We start from the raw sequence: 19,079 nt of genomic DNA, 5'->3' as shown, positions 1-19,079 counted from the left end.
GCTGGATAAGACGCCCGCGTGCTGCTGATCGTCCCTTGGGAGGACCGTTGATGAAGAGACTTTCCGCAACGATTGTGGGCGTTGCCGCTCTAGTCGTTGCTTATGTCGCCTACAGCCCGCTTGCGGTGGCGAATCCTGCGTGTCCCTTCGACATGAATACTCAAGCGGGTCGAGATGCCTTCATGCAGGCCATTGTTGCCTCTTCCCAGCAAGTCGGGAGTCACCAGCAGGAGTACCGCGCCACCGGGAACCCCGATGTGATGGCCAATGACAATCAGATCGCACGAGATTCGAGCGAGATGACACTCGCTTGTCAAGGGATAGCTGCGCCGCCGCTGCCTCCGCTACCGCAAGAGCAACCAATGCCGCCAGTCCCTGCCCCCGTCGAGGGTCCTCCCGGCATGGACTGCGAAGGGATGTACCACTCAATCAACTCGCCCGGAGAGATAGCAGGGGCCATCGCAGATGGGTCCGCGCGGATGCCGGGGGTGAAAATACCCGGCCTCAGCCAGATTCAGGCAGCCCCGCAGGCTGTTTGCGCGGCGGTAAACGCTGGTGTTGGCGCGGTTGCGCCGAACCCGTACAACCAGGAGCAAGCGGCTGTTGGCGCATGCAACGCGGTGAATGCTTTCATCAACCCGCTGCCCGTGGACATGTGCGGCAATACCCCAGCCGGTTAACAGCGTCGTCATCGGACTCCTCACCCGCATAACCGACCCTTCGGAGGGGCCGGGGCAGGTTTGACTCGACGGACGCGAGGTGTCTCCTGACGCAACCGCCGCCATACGAAGGTTCTGGGTGGTACCAAGACAGCAGATCGGGCGGAAACCCGTGGGATTGACGGGATTGCAGCAGAGAGCGCCTGACGGCTGAGCTACACCCCGAGTGTCGCGGCGCGCCTGTCGGTGCCACTCCGGCCATTTCCCTAAACTTTTTTCTTCACCGGCGAGAGGATCAACGTGGGCAACACCGCTATCCGTCGGTCCCCTCGCCTGGGACAGCTGGTGGCCATCGCCGCGGCCAGTGTCGGCGTCATCTACGGCTACGACCTCTCCAACATCGCCGGTGCGCTTCTGTTCATCACCGACGAGTTCGGGTTGACCACCCGGCAGCAGGAATTGGTGACCACAGCGATAGTCATCGGCCAGATCGCCGGGGCGGTCGGCGGCGGGGTGCTCGCCAACGCCATCGGACGCAAGAAGTCGATGGTTCTCGTAGCCGTCACCTACGCGGCCTTCGCGCTTCTCAGCGCGTTGTCGGTGTCGGTGCCCATGCTGCTGGTGTCGCGCTTTCTGCTGGGCCTCACCATCGGTGTGTCGGTGGTGGTCGTGCCGGTGTTCGTCGCCGAATCAGCACCGGCGAAGGTCCGCGGCTCGCTGTTGGTCGCCTATCAGGTGGCCACGGTCGTCGGCATCATCATCGGCTACCTGGCCGCGTACTTTCTGGCCGGCTCGGGCAGCTGGCGGTGGATGCTCGGCCTGGCCGCGATACCGGCAGTGCTGGTCACGTTGATACTGCTGTGGTTGCCGGACACCGCGCGGTGGTACATGCTCAAGGGCCGGGTGGAGGAGGCGCGTCAAACGCTGCGCCGGGTCGAGCCAACCGCCGACGTCGAGGTCGAACTCGCCGAAATCAGCCGCGCGCTCAAGGAGGAGACCGGCGGCGCGGTGCGCGAGATGCTCCGGCGGCCCTACCTTCGCGCCACGGTTTTCGTGGTGGTGCTCGGTTTCTTCATCCAGATCACCGGCATCAACGCGATCGTCTACTACAGCCCCCGACTGTTCGAGGCCATGGGCTTCGAAGGCGACTTCGCGCTGCTGATACTTCCGGCGCTGATCCAGGTCGCGGCCCTGGCGGCGGTGTTCGTCTCACTGATGCTGGTCGACCGACTAGGTCGACGGCCGATCCTGCTGGGCGGCATCGCGATGATGATCGCCGCCAATGCCATGCTGATCGGCGTCTTCGTTGCCGGCACCGAGTTCGGCGGTGCGCTCACCACGATCGGGTTCCTCGGCGTGCTGCTGTTCACGATCGGGTTCACCTTCGGCTTCGGCGCGTTGGTCTGGGTTTACGCCGGGGAGAGCTTCCCGACCCGGCTCCGGTCGATGGGCTCGAGTGCGATGCTCACCTCCGATCTGGTGGCCAACGCCATCGTCGCCGCCTTCTTCCTGACCATGCTCAATTCGCTCGGCGGTGCGGGGACGTTCGCGGTGTTCGGCGCCTTCGCGCTGGCCGCGCTCGTATTCGTCTATCGATTCGCGCCGGAAACCAAAGGCCGTCAGCTCGAAGAGATCCGGCATTTCTGGGAGAGCGGTGGCCGCTGGCCTGCTGAAGCCAGAATCACGGCCGAGGACCCCAGCGCATCAAAGCCGTGACGCTCATCGCCACGGGGACCATCGTCCTGGAGGACCGGGTCTGCAAGCCGGGCTGGTTGGCTACCTCTGCCGGTCGAATCATCGACTGCGGGCCCGGCCCGGCACCGCGACCACCCGACCATGACTTCGCGGATCACGTAGTGGTGCCCGGGTTCGTCGATATGCACGTGCACGGAGGCGGCGGTGCGTCCTACACCGACGGCCTCAGCTCACAGATCGAACGGGCAGCCGAGTTCCACCTGCGCCACGGCACCACCACGACGGTGGCCAGCCTGGTCACCGCATCACCTGAGAACCTCTTGCGCCAAGTGCGCGTGCTCGCCGAGATGACTCGGCAGAAAACGGTCGCCGGCGTGCATCTGGAAGGCCCCTGGCTGAGTGCGGTGCGCTGCGGTGCACACGACGCAACGCTGATGCGGGACCCCGACCCCGCGGAGGTCGACGCTCTGCTCACCGCCGCGGACGGCACTATCCGGATGGTCACGCTGGCACCCGAACTGCCGGGCAGTCTGGCCGCCATCGCACGCATTTCGGACGCGGATGTGGTCGTCGCCGTCGGCCATACAGATGCCAGCTACAACGACGCGCAGCGTGCGATCGAATCGGGCGCGACCGTCGGCACCCATGTGTTCAACGGGATGCGGCCGCTGCACCATCGCGACCCCGGTCCGGCGTTGGCGCTGCTGGAAGACCCGCGGATCACGGTGGAGCTCATTGCCGACGGCGTGCACCTCCACCCCGCGCTCGTGCGGCACGTCATCGAGTCGGTCGGTCCCGATCGCGTCGCGCTGATCACCGACGCGATGGCGGCAGCCGGATTGCCGGACGGCTCATTTCGGATCGGCGCAGTCGAGGTGGAGGTCACCGAGCGCGTCGCGCGCGTGCGCGGGATGTCGACGATCGCTGGCAGCACGGCGACCATGGATCAGCTTTTCCGGACAGTGGTCGGCCAACTCGGCGGCTCGGATGAGGCGCTGGCCAAGGCGGCACAAATGACGGCGACCACCCCGGCCCGCGCGTTGAAGCTCGACCATGTCGGCAGCCTACGCATCGGTATGGATGCCAATTGTGTTGTGATGGAAAAGGATTTACGCATCCAGCAGGTGATGCGCAACGGTTCGTGGCTGCGTCACTGCTAGCAGCGCCTGGATTCGAGCACGACGTCTGGTCGTGGGCATGAGGGCTTTCCCGTTGCCGTGGCAATCGCATGACGTGTGTCGCCCAAACCGCAACCCGGTGGGTGCCGCCCGGGGGATGGCGTCGCCGCGGTCTTCGCCATGAGTCCTTTTGGACATCAAAACGATGAACTGTGTAATCTTTCTGCGTGGCCGAATCGGCGAACACAGCCGGTACGGCTGAGCTCGACGGCAAGATCGCGATCGTCACCGGAACCAGTCGCGGTGTCGGCGTGGGTATCGCGCATGAGCTGCTGCGGGCCGGAGCAACCGTCGTCGGCTGCTCACGCAAGCCGATGGACGGCATACCGGGCGTAAACGACAATTCCGATTGGGTTTCGCGGTCTGTCCAAACGGTCTGTGACCAAGGCGATTACCGCGCAATCGACACCATGGTGCAGGAAGTGGCGGACCGATTCGGTCGCGTCGACATTCTGGTCAACAATGCCGGCGGGACGGTTCCTGCGCCTCACGTGGAGGACATCCCCGAACTCGTCCAGCGACTGCAGGGAACGCCGCGCAGCGATGACGATTTCGAGCGGACAGTGCTTTTTCATGCTTTCGCGGTCCAGATGAACTTGATCAGCCCGATGTGGTTCGCGATCCGCGCCTACCGGCAGATGAAAACGCAGGACGGCACCGGCTGCATCATCAACGTCTCCAGCGGGGCCGGGCACCCCGCCGGCTCACCCACCCTGGTGTCCTACGGAGCGGCCAAGTCCGGGTTGAACCACCTCACTCGGTCGCTGGCCGAGGAGTGGGGGCCACGCGTCCGCGTCAACTGTGTCGCCCTGGGGCCCACCATCACCGACAACTTCCGCGCCTTCGTCCTGCCGCAGGACGACCCCAACGGCACCGAATACTTCAAGAAGATACCGATGCGCCGCGGTGGAGAGCCTGCCGAAGTAGGACGCACTTGCGTCTTCCTAGCCTCTGGCGCAGCTGATTTCATCAATGGCACCACGATCGAAATCGACGGCGGCATGCTTCCGGGTGTTCTCTACGAAGCCGGGCTGAAGACGATCACCGACCTCATGTGAGTGCGGACGGAACCGAAATGACAACGCGTGCCGTGCAGTTCTCCACGGGCAACGTCGGGCAGTGCGGTTCCGGAGGACCCGGCAGCACAACGGCCCATGGCCGGATCACCTGCGGACCGCCGGCTTACCTCAAGAACTTCCTCAGCAATTTTGCTGTCCAGCCAACGTGAAGACGTGTCTTCAACGGAATCAGATCGATTCTTCACGTCGGGTAAGTCGGGTAAGTAGTGAGCCATAGGCCACCTCGAGAATGAAGTAGTGGCCTACTCACGACACGGCGAAGCTCATGTGTTGAGCTTCCGGTAGGGCAGTCAACGACGCCGCACAGCGAGAATCAATGTCCTTGAAGGAGAGCAGTAGAGATGCAGAATCAAACGTTCGAATGCACGCTCACTGCGGCGGCGGACTGCTACCGGCTCGGCGAACCGATCATGGTGAAGTTCGAGATCCGCAATGTTGGGAGCGAAACCTGTCGAATACTGACATGGAACACGCCGCTCGACGGTGACCCGCTCGACTTCCTGACAGTTACTCAAGACGACGTCGAGCTCGAGTACGACGGACGGCTGGTAATGCGCGGCGATCCCGCCGAGGACGACTACATCACGCTTGAACCCGGCGCATCTCGCTCAGCCGACGTCGACATTTCACGCCTCTACCCCATCGATTTGCCGGGCGAGTACGCCGCGACGTTGACCACTTCGTTGGCTGACGCCTACACCGTGACCGAAGAGCCAGAGCCGAACGTCCAAAGCCGCAGTGAGTATCGGTCGCATCCTCTTGACGAGACCAAGGTCATGTTCGTTGTCGAGCCCGGTGGCGCGCCGAAAGCGACTGCCGGACAATTGGCCCGGCTTGCCGAACTGGAGCGTGCGGGTGGCCTGGCCGTCCGTACCGGTTCATTCCCGATGATCCCGGTGATCATTGGCGGCACAAAGCAGCAGCGCACCGATACTTTGACCGCCCACTGGGGTGTGATAGAACGGGCGACGAATGCATATTTCGCGCTGACTTCGACAAGCATTGGCGCCAACCCGATCTACCGAGAGTGGTTCGGGAAAGATGGGAAATTGGTGCCTTGGGGAGGTGAAAACCGCTCCAGCGTGGTCAAGAACACCTACGACCTTCTCCGCCACTTACCTGACGCGACTTTTCCGTTCCCCACCTACGACCTCACGGCGAACAGCAGCAAATATAACGCTTACACCCATAAAAACTCCTGGACGATCTTCTGTTGCCAGGGGTACCGCGACGCTGCATTGTTCGGGAAACACAGCAGCAAGCGCAGCATCCTCACCCATGAGTGGACCCATGCCCGCGGGGGCACCGGCGATTACGACACGTACGGCGTAGCCGCAGCTCACGCGTTAGCAATAAGTCAGCCGGGGCAAGCGGTCTTCTGCGCTGAGAATTACGAGTACTTTTCCGAATCGATTTAACCGGGTCTGTCGACACCCACACGGGACGGCAAATGTGATAGGTGCGGGAGACCGCAAAACTTGGTATGGCCGCCCTCCACCTGCCTGAATAGGGGAGGACAGGGCGTAGCAGTCTGCAGGTGTGAAATCGTCGACGTGCCAACTCATTACATCGGCGGTCCTCGAGCTATCCCATCACCGTGCCGGTGGAGTCTGGATTGATCTCGCGTCGACGTGAGAACGAGCCGAGGTTGAGGTCGTGACCAGTGTGCGGACAGGTGTAGTGGACCGGGTCGTTGTCGTGGTCACGGCCGTTCTCGACGGCGTCGATGACGCGGTCCATGATGGAGCCGATGATGGGGGCATTCTTGAACTGATTTCCACTCGTGCCGATTGCGACATAAAACCCCGGCAGAGCGGTCCTGTCGTAAATCGGCGTCCAATCCTCGGCGACGTCGTACACGCCGGCGATGCCCTTCGGCCGGTTCGGAACCGTCATGTCGGGGAACCGTCGAGCGGCGCGGCTGACTTGAGCCTCGTACCGGCCCACCGTCGGGTTCAGGTTGGCCGCATCCGGGTCTTCGATCCATTCGAGCGGGTCGCACTCTGGCTCGGTGCCGCCGACGAGCATGTCGCTGCCCGACTCCGGCCGGACATAGATGCCCAGATCCAAATCGCCGATCGCAGGGAACTCGGCGTTTGGGGCCCGGAGAGTAGGAGGCGCCTGGACACGGTGCACCTCTTGGCGCATCGGGGCTACCTCGATCGTGAAATCGTCTGTGGCCCCGACCATCTTGTTGATCGCGCTGGACCACGGGCCGGCGGCGTTCACGACGATGGGTGCCTCGATCGGTTCCTGTCCCTCGATCTCCACGCGCCACACGTCGCCGGCGCGGCCGATCGAACTGACCCGGCGGCGAAAAGCGAAGCGGGCACCCTGGTGCGCGGCTGCCGCCGCGAGGTTGGCAGCGGCGAGGCGCGGGTCGTCGACGTAGCCGCCATCGGGGGTATACAGAGCTCCGAGGTCGCCGTGCGGGTCTTCGAAGAACTCTGCTGAATCCACCTGCTTGGGCGGGTAGAAGGAACCGGTGTCGATGCCGCTCACTCGGTTCGCCAGCATTTCGGCGTCCCACACCTCATAGGGGATACCTGCGCGGTCGAAGAGGTCGGTCATCGTCTGCCGTGGGATTACGGGGACGTCGAGGACGATCATGCCGCATCGATGGAACCCGGCCAATCCGTTGGGATCCCGGTACCCCAGGTGCTCTTCCCACTCCTCCCAGCGGAACTTCGATTCCCAGGAAGCCGCGACACCTTCCCAGGTCGAGTAGTTGAACCGGATGATGGCACTGGATGCGCTGGTCGATCCCATGCCGGCGCCACCGGCCTTATCGACCGCGAGCACGTTCAGGCCACGGCGTGACAGCTCCAAGGCCGTGGCGGAGCCGACGACCCCGGCTCCGATGACGACGGCATCCGCTGTGGTGGTCATCGGGCGCTCCTTCGCGTCAGTGAGACATCTGCTTCTTCGAGTCGCCCCGCATCGCGGTGGCGCCAAGGCCGCTCACCGCAACGCCGTGGCGATACGAACTTCCGATGTCAGCGTCTGATGAACTGGGCATCGTTCGGCGATCTGCAGTAATCGCTGCCGTTGGGTGTCGTCGAGGTCGCCCGCCAACTCGACTTCGCGATCGATGTGATCGATCCACCCTTCGGTGGTCTCGCACTCGACGCAGTCTTCGGCGTGAATCCGCCTGTGTCGCAGGGCTACCGCGACATGCTCGAGCGGCCAGCCTCTGCGATTGGCATACATTCGTACCGTCATGGAGGTACATGCCCCGAGTCCGGCCAGCAGCAGATCGTAAGGTGTTGGCCCTGCGTCGTCGCCAATCGGCCGTGGCTCGTCGGAAGTGAAATGATGGCGCCCGGCGGTGATTTGCTGCGTGTAAGTCCCCGTACCGCTATCCGTCACTGTCACGGTGTCTGCAGGCAGCGCTCCGTCATGGCCAGACTCGTGTGTAGTCATGCGACTCTCCTTGTCGACCGGATGCCACTGGGGGCAGTGTCGAAGTTGTCGGGGCCGTGTCAGCTGGAACCCGACACTACTCAGACCGCGGTGGTCGACAAGCCGGCCGAGGATGAGTACGGCCAGAGGTAATGACCATCGGCCCTATGGCAGCGCGAGGCCGGAGCGCATCCTGGTGTCGAGTCGTTTCGAGGCTCGTTTTCGCACTCAACCTTCAGGAGTGATCATGGCGGAAAGCACCGAGAAGAACTCGCCGGCTGAGCGTGCGTCAGACCTGGCGGAACGGGCAGCGGGCTTGTCTGACGACGTGCTCAAGTCTCTCGAGTCCGGCCAACGGAGCGCCATCGATGCCGTGCGCAAATTCGTTGGCACTGTGGAGGAGTCGTTGCCCGGGCGTGGCGACGATCATCCGTCGCGGCGCGAAACCATCGTCGACGCCGCCCTTGATATGGCGGACAAGCTCGTCAAGACGCAATACGAGTTCATCCGAAGCGTCGTCAGCAGCGCGAGTGAGACGCTGAAGAAGCAGGGTGACGAGAAGTCGGGTGCGGAGTAGTCGCTCGTTGACCGAGCGCCCAGTCGCGCGAGCGCGCACCTTTGTACGGTTTCGGACCCGAGGTTGATCGACCGGGGATCGCATGTCGTGAAAGGCGGTCCGCCGCTGTGAGGGTCTTCGGATGCGATCGGACGGACTACGAGTTGGGCGTATCACTTCGCTAAATCGTCGAAACCGCACCGTTGACGCTGGAAGGAGAGTTAAATCTGCTGCGCGGGGAGATAGCCGCCGTCGGCGTCGCGGCGGGCCGGAAAGCCCTCCGGGTCGCGCCCGTTCGAGAAGCGGGATTCGATGATCACGATGTTGACGAAACTCACGATCAGCATCATGTTGGCGGCCATCGCCCTGGTCGGGCTGGCCGCAGCACCGGCAGGTGCGCAGGACCGCCACGTGCAGATCATCAATGAAACGCGGCACACCATCGTCGAGTTCTACGCATCGAACATCGGCCGCAACACCTGGGAGGAAGACATCCTCGGCGACGACGTGCTACCGGTCGGCCAGTCGATCAACATCAATATCGATGACGGCACCGACGCGTGCCTGTATGACTTCAAAGCGGTGTTCGACGACGGCGATGAGTTGGTGCGTAACCGCATAGACGTGTGCACATCGGCACATATCGCTACACGGAGGATTGATCTCCGCGGGCAGCCCTGATTTTGGCAAGACTCCGACCCCGGTATACCCTGGGCCGCGTGAACATCGGTTTGCGTGCCGGCTATTGGCGCTTTATCGAGGCTCCGGGCGGAGCCGATAAGGCGCAGCGCTAAGCACGCATCCACCCGGAGCCCAGGCAGTGACCACAAGGTCGCTGCCTTTCGTCATTCAAGGGCCCCGGCCATTCACCGGGTGCCCACAAACCAGAAAGGCACCTGAACGTGAATCCAGCGCAGATCGCCGCCCCTCCGGTTACCTCGGATCGGCGGGTCCGCGGCTTTCGCACCATCCCCAGCCCGCACGACGTGCTCAGCGAGTTCCCGTTGGGTCCGCGGCGGGCCGAGCGGGTGGTGCGCGACCGCGACGAGATCGCTGACATCCTCGCTGGGCGCGACGATCGCCTCCTGGTCGTGGCGGGCCCCTGCTCGGTGCATGATCCTTCCGCCGCGCTGGATTACGCCAGCCGGTTGGTCAAGGTGGCCGACGACCTCAACGATCGGCTCAAGATCGTGATGCGGGTGTATTTCGAGAAACCGCGCACCACGGTCGGGTGGAAGGGCCTGATCAACGATCCGGACATGGACGGCACCTTCGACGTGGCTCGCGGTCTGCGCATCGCGCGCCACCTGCTGCTCGACATCGTCGACATCGGGCTGCCGGTCGGATGCGAGTTCCTGGAGCCGACCAGCCCGCAGTACATCGCTGACGCGGTGGCGTGGGGCGCGATCGGGGCGCGCACCACCGAATCCCAGGTGCACCGCCAGCTCGCATCCGGATTGTCGATGCCCGTCGGGTTCAAGAACGGCACCGACGGCAACATCCAGGTCGCCGTCGACGGGGTGAAGGCCGCCGCCGCCCCGCATGTCTTCTTCGGAATGGACGACCTCGGGCGTGGCGCGCTGGTGAACACGGCGGGCAACGAGGACTGTCACGTGATCCTGCGCGGTGGCACCCACGGGCCGAACTGCGATGCCGAGTCGGTGCAGGCGACGGCCGCAAAGCTGACGGCGGTCGGGCTGTCCGGCCGCGTCGTGATCGATTGCAGCCACGCCAATTCCGGTAAAGACCACGTCCGCCAGGCGCAGGTCGCGTCCGAGGTGGCGCAACTCGTGCGCGACGGCCTTCCGGTCAGTGGGGTGATGCTGGAGAGCTTCCTCGTCGCCGGGGCGCAGTCACCCGAATCCCGCCCACTGACTTACGGGCAGTCGGTGACCGATAAGTGCATGGATTGGACGACAACCGATTCGGCGCTGCGCGAGCTGGCCAAGAGGGGCTAGCCTCCGCCCGCGCCGACGTCCTAGGAAGCCCTGCGGATGCCTCGCTTCAGCAACAGTTCGCGCTCGGTCTCGGACAGCCCACCCCAGATGCCGTAGGGCTCACCGACGGCAAGCGCGTGTGCGCGGCACTGGGCGATCACCGGGCACTGCCGGCACATTTCCTTGGCGCGCATCTCGCGCTGAGCACGAGCACGGCCGCGTTCGCCGTCAGGGTGGAAGAACACGGAGGAATCGACGCCTCGGCAAAGCCCGGCCATCTGCCAGTCCCAGATGTCGGCGTTGGGACCGGGCAGCTGTTGCGGCTGTGGCATTGGAAACCCCTCTCTGCACATCCATTTCGAAAACGAACGGATGAGTGAGTTCAAAACCGAATTCGAGCTCAAGTCGCCGATGACCACTCGTGGACACAAAGTAGGGGCGCTTACGAAATCTCGTCAATAGCCCGACCATGTGCTCATTGACATAACCGCAGGCCGAGAATTTACCTCACGTTCATCATTGCGACCCATGCACAACGCGAAGGGTGCTACGCGAACGTATCGCGGTCGATCGTCGAACGTGTTTTTCCAGTTCGCTTCAATTACCGTTGCGACAATAATTCCCGTCCGTATACACGGAAGTAACACTGCCACCATCAACTGTTAACCAACCGATTGATACCGTCGCCAGTCGATGCCCGTGGAGACCGTTCTGGCGAACGCCGCATTCGGCGACGACCCGGGGCGTTGGCCGTTGCCCTGTGCCGCCACGCCACGGGAGTTGTGGCTGCGCGCCGTGGCCGCCGGCGGTCAGGGCCGCTACGCGAGCGCGCGTGCCGATCTGGCGAAGGTGTACCGCAGCGCGGCGCCGGAGCGTGCGTTGGCGCACAGCACGGAGGCGTCGTTCCTGCGCCAGCTGGGCTGGCACACTCAGGCGCGGCGATGGGACGGACGCGCGCTGGTGCTTGCCGGGCCGGGCACAGAGGGGGCGGCGGACGCATTGATCGGATTGGCCGCCGACGCATTGGGGGTGGGCCGGTTCGCGGCATCGGAGTCCGCGCTGGTCCGCGCCGGCGGACTCCTGTCCGACTCGACGCCGCCGCGGCTGCGGGTGCGGCTGGGCTGGGTGTCCGCGGAACTGGCGATGGCGCGCGGCGAAGGTGTCACCGCGATCGCCCATGCCGAACGCGCCGTCGAACACGCCGCGAGGCTGGGCTCGATGCGCCACCAGGTCAAGTCGTCCGTCGTCCTTGCGGCCGCGCGGTGCAGCGCTGGTGACCTGGACACCGCCCGTGCCGTGGCGGATACGGCGCTCGACGATACGGATCGCCTTGGAATGGTTCCGCTGCGCTGGGCGTTGGCTTGCTTGCTGGCCGACATCGGCAGCGCCAACCACCCGACCCGGGACATGGTGATGCTCCGCGACCGTTGCGCCGATACAGTCTGTCGGCGGGGCGGCGTGTGGTCGGTGCGGTAACCGGGCCAACGCGTAAGTGAAAGTTATGGTTTAGCTGATGCCCTTTTTGGGCTGGGTCCCATTCGTAACGTTGGAGAGATCGCCCACGATGACATTTTCGGGAGAACGTCTCGATGCTGTCGTTGCTGAGGCTGTGGCAGGAAACCGGGACGCACTTCGGGAGGTGCTGGAGACCATTCGCCCGATCATCGTTCGTTACTGCCGGGCGAGGGTGGGGGCGACAGAGCGCAGTGGTCTCTCGGCAGACGACGTTGCGCAGGAGGTTTGCTTGGCCGCCATCACGGCTTTGCCACGTTATAAGGATCAGGGACGACCGTTCTTGGCCTTCGTCTACGGCATCGCCGCACACAAGGTTGCTGACGCGCACCGCGCAGCGGCCCGAAACCGATCCGACCCGACCGATGTCGTGCCGGAGCGGTTCTCGCTGGCCGCCGGACCCGAGCAGATGGCCCTGGACGCCGAGGCGTCGGCGCGGATGAACAAGCTTCTCGCGGTGCTCCCGGAGAAGCAGCGAGAGATTCTCGTCCTGCGCGTCGTCGTCGGGATGAGTGCCGAGGAGACCGCAGAGGCCGTCGGCAGCACGGCGGGCGCGGTCCGGGTCGCCCAGCACCGCGCACTGGCGCGGCTCAAGTCCGAGATCGTTGCGACGGGGCGCGACTATGCCTGACTTCGGACGCTGGACATCGAACGGCGGCGACCCCTCTCTCAACGAGATCAACCGCACCGATCGGTTCCTCGATGCGCTGGCCTATCAGCAGCCGGTGTATTCGACCGATCCAGGCGAGGCCGAACTGGCTGCGCTTCTGGCCGGCTGGCGCGACGAGGTCCGCGGGGCTCCCCTCACCGCGACGGTCACGCCACGCGACGCGGTGCTGGCGCTGGACCGTGCCGCCGCATCGCGTCGGCGCACCCGAATGTCGCTGGCCGTCGTCGGGTCGGCCGCCGCCGCGGTGTTGTGCATCGGAGGCTTCGGCGCGGTGGTGGCCGCATCGGGCCCGGGTGACTCCCTGTACGGCCTGCGCACGATGTTCTTCGGAGAGCAACAGGAGACACGGGACGACGCGGTCGTGCTCGCCGCGCAGACGCAGATGGCCGAGGTGCAGCAGCTCATCGACCAGGGCCAGTGGCAGGCCGCCCAGGACAAGCTGGAGACGCTGACCACGACCGTCGCGACGGTGAACGACTCCCAACGCAAAGAAGAGTTGGTCACCCAATGGCAGGAGCTGACGGTCAAGGTCGAGGCCCAAGACCCCGCGGCGACCGTGCCGCCGGGTGTTCCGCCGCCGACCTTCCCCGAGGTCGTCGTGCTCACTCCCAGCGACGGAACGACGACATCGGAAGCGACTGCGACATCGCAGACCACCTCGCCATCGGGGCCGACCACCCCATCGACCACCCCGTCGATGTCGCCCTCGACCACGACCCCGTCGCCGTCGCCGTCGCCGTCGCCGACTACGTCGACGTCGACGTCAGAGGCGACAACCTCGCCGCCAGTTCAGTTGCCGGGCACCGCCCCGCCGACGTCCGTGCCGAACTCTCCACCACCGCCGCGCACGCAGCAGCCGACATTGACGGCGACCACGCCCCAACCGACACCGAGCACCCGCGTTCCGGCTCCGACGCCGTCGTCGCAACCGTCGGTGATCGAGCACCAGGACGACGAGCAACCATCGGTCGCGCCGCCGTCAAGGCAGCCTGCGGGGGAGACGCCCGCGCCGAAGACGGTGATCACCACCGTGCCGCAGGCGGTCGACGAGCCCAGCTAGATCAGCGGTAGCCGTCGGATTCCGACGCCGCCTCGTTCAGCGAAGCGTCGGCGTAGCCGCGGCAGTAATCCCACGTGACGTAGGCGTCGGGTTCGGGATCGTAGGCGGGCTCGTGCGGCCGCACCGTGCCGTCGACCAGCAGTTGCAGCAGATTGGCGCGCAGCATGTCCCAGTCGTGATAGTGGTCCTGCTGGCATTCGTCACAGCACACCACCAAGCCGCGGACCCCCCGGTGCGCCAGAAGGGCCTCGTACACCGCCAGATCGGCGAGGTCGGCCTCGACCGCGGTCCGCTCCTGCGGGTCCAGCGGCTGGCCGGGCTCAAGGGCGTCGAGGGCCGCCGAAGGATCGCACGGGTCATCGGCGAACGGGTCGGGTGGCAAACCCGGTGGCAGGTGGTCACGCACGAGTCCACCCTACGCAGCCGTGCTGGGATCGCGCTAGCCGTTAGCCCGTCATGGCCGTGCATCAGGGATGGCCGCCCGCAGCCGATAAGATGGATATCTAGCTCGACGACTGTGTTCGGCTGCATTACGGGAGGCTCACCTTGTCGATACAAACGTCGACTGCCGAAAGCAGCATCCCCATCGCGGTGCCCGTGTCGACCGGTGGAGACGATCCGACGAAGATCGCCATGCTGGGCCTCACTTTCGACGACGTGTTGTTGCTGCCGGCCGCCTCCGACGTGATTCCAGCAACCGCCGACACCTCCAGCCAACTGACCAGGAAGATCCGACTCAAGGTCCCGCTGGTGAGCTCCGCGATGGACACCGTGACCGAGTCCCGGATGGCGATTGCGATGGCCCGCGCCGGCGGAATGGGCGTGCTGCACCGCAACCTTCCCGTGGCCGAGCAGGCCGGCCAGGTCGAGACGGTCAAGCGCTCCGAGGCCGGGATGGTCACCGATCCGGTCACCTGCTCGCCGGACAACACGCTGGCCGAAGTCGACGCGATGTGCGCGCGATTCCGGATTTCCGGGCTGCCCGTCGTCGACGACACCGGCGAGCTGGTCGGCATCATCACCAACCGCGATATGCGGTTCGAAGTCGACCAGTCCAAGCCGGTGTCCGAAGTGATGACAAAGGCCCCGCTGATTACCGCTCGCGAGGGCGTGTCCGCCGAGGCGGCGCTAGGATTGTTGCGCCGCAACAAGATTGAGAAGCTGCCGATCGTCGACGGGCACGGCAAGCTGACCGGGCTGATCACGGTCAAGGATTTCGTCAAGACCGAACAGTTCCCGTTGTCGACCAAGGACAAGGACGGCAGGTTGCTCGTCGGGGCCGCCGTGGGTGTCGGTGACGACGCCTGGACGCGGGCGATGACGTTGGTGGACGCCGGCGTCGATGTGCTGGTCGTGGATACCGCACACGCGCACAACCGCGGTGTGCTGGACATGGTGAGCCGGATCAAGGTCGCCGTCGGCGACCGGGTCGAGGTGATCGGCGGCAACGTCGCGACACGTACCGCCGCGGCCGCCCTCGTGCAGGCCGGTGCGGACGCAGTGAAGGTCGGGGTGGGGCCCGGCTCGATCTGCACCACCCGGGTGGTGGCCGGTGTGGGCGCACCGCAGATCACGGCGATCATGGAATCCGTCGCCGCGTGCGCACCCTCAGGTGTGCCGGTCATCGCCGACGGTGGGCTGCAGTACTCCGGGGACATCGCTAAGGCACTGGCCGCGGGCGCGTCGACCACGATGCTCGGCTCACTGCTGGCGGGTACCGCAGAGTCGCCGGGCGAGCTGATCTTCGTCAACGGCAAACAGTTCAAGAGCTACCGCGGCATGGGGTCGCTCGGCGCAATGCAGGGCCGGTCCGGCGGCGGAGGCGCGGCAGGCGCGACGCGTGGCTCGTACTCCAAGGACCGCTATTTCCAGGACGATGTGCTCAGCGAGGACAAACTCGTGCCCGAGGGCATCGAGGGCCGGGTGCCCTTTCGGGGCCCGCTGGCGACGGTGATCCACCAGCTCACCGGGGGCCTGCGGGCCGCCATGGGCTATACCGGCTCGGCGACGATCGAGCAGCTGCAGCAGGCGCAGTTCGTGCAGATCACGGCGGCTGGGCTCAAGGAAAGCCACCCGCACGACATCACCATGACCGTCGAGGCGCCGAACTACTACACCCGCTGACGAGCGCTTGCGCGAGGAACAGAACGTACTGACAGGGGGAGACCCGCCATGCGAGACATGGTTGAGATCGGCATGGGCAGAACCGCCCGCCGCACTTACGAACTCGGCGACATCAACATCGTCCCGTCGCGACGCACCCGGTCGTCGCAGGATGTCTCGACCGCATGGCAACTGGATGCCTACCGGTTCGAGATCCCGGTGGTGGCCCATCCCACCGATGCGCTGGTGTCCCCGGAATTCGCCATCGAGATGGGTCGGCTCGGCGGCCTCGGCGTGCTCAACGGCGAGGGTCTGATCGGTCGGCATGCCGACGTAGAAGCCAAGATCGGTCAGGTCGTGGAGAAAGCAGCGGCGGCCTCCGCTGAACCTTCCGCCGCGGTCGGACTGCTGCAGCAGTTGCACGCCGCACCGCTCGACCCGGACCTGCTGGGGGCCGCCGTCGCGCGCATCCGCGAGGCCGGGGTGACGACGGCGGTGCGGGTCAGCCCGCAGAACGCGCGGGCGCTGACGCCCGCACTGCTGTCCGCCGGGATCGACCTGCTGGTCATCCAGGGCACGATCATCTCCGCCGAACGTGTGGCATCCAACGGGGAGCCGCTGAACCTCAAGACCTTCATCTCCGAACTCGACGTGCCGGTGGTCGCCGGGGGCGTGCTCGACCACCGCACGGCCCTGCACCTGATGCGGACCGGCGCGGCCGGCGTCATCGTCGGCTACGGCTCGACCAGCGGCGTGACCACCAGCGACGAAGTGCTGGGCATAAGCGTGCCGATGGCCACCGCGATCGCGGACGCAGCCGCGGCGCGCCGCGAGTACCTCGACGAGACCGGCGGGCGGTACGTGCACGTGCTCGCCGACGGTGACATGCACACCTCCGGAGATCTGGCCAAGGCCATCGCATGTGGCGCCGATGCGGTGGTGCTCGGCACGCCGCTGGCAAGTTCGGCCGAGGCCCTTGGCGACGGCTGGTTCTGGCCCGCCGCCGCCGCCCATCCGTCGCTGCCACGGGGTGCGTTCCTGCAGGTCGCGGTGGGTGAACGGCCGTCGTTGGAACAGGTTCTCACCGGTCCGTCCGACGACCCGTTCGGCTCGCTGAACCTCGTCGGGGGGCTTCGCCGCTCGATGGCCAAGGCGGGGTACTGCGACCTCAAGGAGTTCCAGAAGGTCGGCCTCACCGTCGGAAGCTGAACTGCGCCTAGTCTGAACGGGGTGTTCTTCTTCCTCTTCGGCTACGGCACGAAACAGCAACACCTTGGTGCGGGGGAGGTCAGGACGTGCTGGCGCTGTCACAACACCACGCAGTGGTCGCGGGTCCGGGAGTTCAAGCAGTTCACGTTGTTCTTCATTCCGGTGGCACGCTGGAACCGGCGCCAGTTCGAGGTCTGCGGGATCTGCGGCACTGCCGTCGCCGTGTGAACGACTAGGAAGTTACCCCTCGGTAACGCCATACTGGACTGATGGAACCTGACTACGACGTCCTGGTGATCGGTTCGGGCTTCGGCGGCAGCGTCACCGCCCTGCGGCTCACGGAGAAAGGCTATCGCGTCGGCGTGCTGGAAGCGGGCCGGCGCTTCGCCGACGAGGACTTCGCCAAGACCTCGTGGAATCTGCGCAAGTTCCTGTGGATGCCACAGCTCGGCATGTACGGCATCCAGCGGATCCACCTGCTGCGCAACGTGATGATCTTGGCCGGTTCCGGCGTCGGCGGCGGGTCCCTGAACTACGCCAACACGCTCTACGTGCCACCGGATCCCTTCTTCAACGACCCGCAGTGGAAAGAGATCACCGACTGGCGCGCCGAGTTGATGCCACACTACGACCAGGCGCAGCGCATGCTCGGCGTCGTCACGAACCCGACGTTCACCGACGCCGACCGCGTCGTCAAACAGGTCGCCGACGAGATGGGCGTCGGGGACACGTTCGTGCCGACGCCGGTGGGCGTCTTCTTCGGGCCCGACGGCACCAAGGCACCCGGCGAGACCGTGCCCGACCCGTACTTCGGTGGGGTCGGCCCGGCGCGCAGGGGCTGCATCGAGGTCGGCGAATGCATGACCGGATGCCGGCACAACGCCAAGAACACCCTGGTCAAGAACTACCTGTATCTGGCGGAGAAGTTCGGGACGAAGATCCACCCGATGACCACAGTCACCGGCTTCGAGCAGCGGCCAGACGGACTGTGGGACGTACACACCGTCCGTACCGGTCGCTGGTTGCGTAGGCAGAAGCGAACTTTCACCGCGACCCACGTGGTCCTCGCCGCCGGCACCTGGGGCACCCAGCGGTTGCTGTTCAAGATGCGCGATGCGGGCAAGCTGCCGGCCTTGTCGGACAAGCTCGGCGTGTTGACGCGCACCAACTCCGAATCGATCGTCGGCGCTGGGCGATTCGAGGTGTCCGACGACTTGGACCTGACGCACGGCGTAGCGATCACGTCGTCGATTCACCCCACGCCGGACACCCATATCGAGCCCGTCCGCTACGGCAAGGGCTCCAACGCGATGGGCCTGTTGCAGACGTTGATGACCGACGGCGACGGTCCGGAAGGCACCGACATCCCACGCTGGAAGCAGCTTTTCATCAACGCTCGGAACGATCCCCGTGGCACGCTGCGGCTGCTCAACGTCCGGCGGTGGAGCGAGCGCACGTTGATCGCGCTGGTCATGCAGCACCTGGACAACTCGATCACGACTTTCACCAAGCGGAACAAGCTGGGAATCCGGCGCTTCTTGAGCAAGCAGGGTCACGGGGCACCCAACCCGACGTGGATCCCGGTCGGCAATCAGGTCACCCGCCGGATCGCCGAGAAGGTCGACGGGGTCGCGGGCGGCACCTGGGGCGAGTTGTTCAACATCCCGCTCACGGCGCACTTCCTGGGCGGCGCCGTGATCGGCGACGACGCACAACACGGTGTCATCGACCCGTATCACCGGGTGTACGGGTACCCCACGCTGTCGGTGCACGACGGCGCGGCGATCTCGGCGAATCTCGGTGTCAATCCATCGCTTTCGATCACCGCGCAGGCGGAGCGCGCGGCGTCGCTGTGGCCGAACAAGGGACAGCAGGACCTGCGGCCGGAGCAGGGCCAGCCCTACCGCCGGCTGGCGCCTGTCGCGCCCCAAAACCCGGTGGTGCCCGCCGACGCCCCCGCGGCGCTTCGGCGGCTGCCCATCGAGCCGGTCCCGTCGGCCGGTTAGAACTCGACGATGG

Annotated in this window: 20 protein-coding genes; 15 read left to right on the top strand and 5 right to left on the bottom strand. The window is 65.3% G+C overall.

The annotated features are described in order from the left end of the window. The first annotated feature begins 50 nt into the window (after positions 1–50). The 5 genes from QGN32_RS06495 (at position 51) to QGN32_RS06475 (ending at position 6,029) form a co-directional block, all read left to right on the top strand. A complete protein-coding gene (locus QGN32_RS06495) occupies positions 51–680 on the top strand; it encodes a hypothetical protein (RefSeq protein ID WP_326547804.1) in 630 nt (209 codons plus the stop codon). 294 nt (positions 681–974) lie between these two features. Further along, positions 975–2,375 (top strand): sugar porter family MFS transporter, encoded by a 1,401-nt coding sequence (locus tag QGN32_RS06490; protein WP_442791827.1) that lies wholly within the window; start codon positions 975–977, stop codon positions 2,373–2,375. After that, positions 2,372–3,514, top strand: coding sequence for an N-acetylglucosamine-6-phosphate deacetylase (nagA, locus tag QGN32_RS06485; protein WP_326547802.1), 1,143 nt, complete (start codon positions 2,372–2,374; stop codon positions 3,512–3,514). The genes QGN32_RS06490 and nagA overlap by 4 nt, the downstream gene beginning before the upstream one ends. A gap of 185 nt (positions 3,515–3,699) precedes the next feature. Next, positions 3,700–4,590, top strand: a complete 891-nt coding sequence (locus QGN32_RS06480) for an SDR family NAD(P)-dependent oxidoreductase (protein ID WP_326547801.1) — start codon at positions 3,700–3,702, stop codon at positions 4,588–4,590. A gap of 362 nt (positions 4,591–4,952) precedes the next feature. Then, the gene (locus QGN32_RS06475; RefSeq protein WP_326547800.1) at positions 4,953–6,029 is read left to right on the top strand and encodes a M35 family metallo-endopeptidase; all 1,077 of its coding nucleotides are present in this window, start codon (positions 4,953–4,955) and stop codon (positions 6,027–6,029) included. A gap of 166 nt (positions 6,030–6,195) precedes the next feature. Here QGN32_RS06475 and QGN32_RS06470 read toward each other — a convergent pair whose 3' ends face one another. Both QGN32_RS06470 and QGN32_RS06465 read right to left on the bottom strand, forming a co-directional pair. Continuing rightward, on the bottom strand, positions 6,196–7,500 hold the full coding sequence (locus tag QGN32_RS06470; protein ID WP_326547799.1) for an NAD(P)/FAD-dependent oxidoreductase: 1,305 nt from the start codon (positions 7,498–7,500) through the stop codon (positions 6,196–6,198). A 72-nt stretch (positions 7,501–7,572) separates the two neighbouring features. Then, the gene (locus QGN32_RS06465; protein WP_326547798.1) at positions 7,573–8,034 is read right to left on the bottom strand and encodes an OsmC family protein; all 462 of its coding nucleotides are present in this window, start codon (positions 8,032–8,034) and stop codon (positions 7,573–7,575) included. A gap of 226 nt (positions 8,035–8,260) precedes the next feature. On the opposite strand from QGN32_RS06465, the gene QGN32_RS06460 reads away from it, so the two are divergent. Continuing rightward, a complete protein-coding gene (locus QGN32_RS06460; protein WP_326547797.1) occupies positions 8,261–8,590 on the top strand; it encodes a hypothetical protein in 330 nt (109 codons plus the stop codon). A 200-nt stretch (positions 8,591–8,790) separates the two neighbouring features. On the opposite strand, the gene QGN32_RS06455 is transcribed toward QGN32_RS06460, so the two are convergent. Further along, positions 8,791–8,931, bottom strand: coding sequence for a hypothetical protein (locus QGN32_RS06455; protein WP_326547796.1), 141 nt, complete (start codon positions 8,929–8,931; stop codon positions 8,791–8,793). Between QGN32_RS06455 and QGN32_RS06450 the strand changes: the two genes are divergently transcribed. Beyond that, positions 8,918–9,250 carry a hypothetical protein gene (locus QGN32_RS06450; protein ID WP_326547795.1) on the top strand — a complete coding sequence of 111 codons (333 nt, stop codon included), beginning with the start codon at positions 8,918–8,920 and terminating at the stop codon, positions 9,248–9,250. The two genes, QGN32_RS06455 and QGN32_RS06450, sit on opposite strands and share 14 nt — an antisense overlap. A 221-nt stretch (positions 9,251–9,471) precedes the next feature. After that, positions 9,472–10,527 (top strand): 3-deoxy-7-phosphoheptulonate synthase, encoded by a 1,056-nt coding sequence (locus QGN32_RS06445; protein ID WP_326547794.1) that lies wholly within the window; start codon positions 9,472–9,474, stop codon positions 10,525–10,527. A gap of 20 nt (positions 10,528–10,547) precedes the next feature. Here QGN32_RS06445 and QGN32_RS06440 read toward each other — a convergent pair whose 3' ends face one another. After that, positions 10,548–10,838 (bottom strand): WhiB family transcriptional regulator, encoded by a 291-nt coding sequence (locus QGN32_RS06440; RefSeq protein ID WP_112552744.1) that lies wholly within the window; start codon positions 10,836–10,838, stop codon positions 10,548–10,550. A gap of 361 nt (positions 10,839–11,199) precedes the next feature. On the opposite strand from QGN32_RS06440, the gene QGN32_RS06435 reads away from it, so the two are divergent. The 3 genes from QGN32_RS06435 (at position 11,200) to QGN32_RS06425 (ending at position 13,748) form a co-directional block, all read left to right on the top strand. Then, entirely contained in the window at positions 11,200–11,982 is a 783-nt protein-coding gene (locus tag QGN32_RS06435) for a tetratricopeptide repeat protein (RefSeq protein ID WP_326547793.1), read from the top strand. An 88-nt stretch (positions 11,983–12,070) separates the two neighbouring features. Then, on the top strand, positions 12,071–12,649 hold the full coding sequence (locus tag QGN32_RS06430; protein ID WP_326547792.1) for a sigma-70 family RNA polymerase sigma factor: 579 nt from the start codon (positions 12,071–12,073) through the stop codon (positions 12,647–12,649). Next, positions 12,642–13,748, top strand: a complete 1,107-nt coding sequence (locus QGN32_RS06425) for an anti-sigma-D factor RsdA (RefSeq protein WP_326547791.1) — start codon at positions 12,642–12,644, stop codon at positions 13,746–13,748. The genes QGN32_RS06430 and QGN32_RS06425 overlap by 8 nt, the downstream gene beginning before the upstream one ends. 1 nt (position 13,749) lies before the next feature. On the opposite strand, the gene QGN32_RS06420 is transcribed toward QGN32_RS06425, so the two are convergent. After that, positions 13,750–14,154 carry a DUF5319 domain-containing protein gene (locus QGN32_RS06420; RefSeq protein WP_326547790.1) on the bottom strand — a complete coding sequence of 135 codons (405 nt, stop codon included), beginning with the start codon at positions 14,152–14,154 and terminating at the stop codon, positions 13,750–13,752. 191 nt (positions 14,155–14,345) lie between these two features. On the opposite strand from QGN32_RS06420, the gene guaB reads away from it, so the two are divergent. Genes guaB through QGN32_RS06400 form a run of 4 tightly spaced genes read left to right on the top strand, consistent with a single transcriptional unit; the run spans position 14,346 to position 19,066 of the window. Continuing rightward, positions 14,346–15,872 (top strand): IMP dehydrogenase, encoded by a 1,527-nt coding sequence (guaB, locus tag QGN32_RS06415; RefSeq protein WP_326547789.1) that lies wholly within the window; start codon positions 14,346–14,348, stop codon positions 15,870–15,872. A 57-nt stretch (positions 15,873–15,929) separates the two neighbouring features. Beyond that, a complete protein-coding gene (locus QGN32_RS06410) occupies positions 15,930–17,060 on the top strand; it encodes a GuaB3 family IMP dehydrogenase-related protein (RefSeq protein ID WP_326548965.1) in 1,131 nt (376 codons plus the stop codon). A gap of 21 nt (positions 17,061–17,081) precedes the next feature. Then, positions 17,082–17,288, top strand: coding sequence for a zinc-ribbon domain-containing protein (locus QGN32_RS06405; protein ID WP_326547788.1), 207 nt, complete (start codon positions 17,082–17,084; stop codon positions 17,286–17,288). Positions 17,289–17,329: 41 nt separating this feature from the next. Then, a complete protein-coding gene (locus QGN32_RS06400) occupies positions 17,330–19,066 on the top strand; it encodes a GMC oxidoreductase (protein ID WP_326547787.1) in 1,737 nt (578 codons plus the stop codon). Positions 19,067–19,079 lie beyond the last annotated feature (13 nt).

The organism is Mycolicibacterium sp. ND9-15 (assembly GCF_035918395.1).
GTDB lineage: Bacteria > Actinomycetota > Actinomycetes > Mycobacteriales > Mycobacteriaceae > Mycobacterium.
The sequence above is the reverse complement of the archived record's forward strand: the minus strand, read 5'-3'. Positions and strand labels throughout refer to the sequence as shown.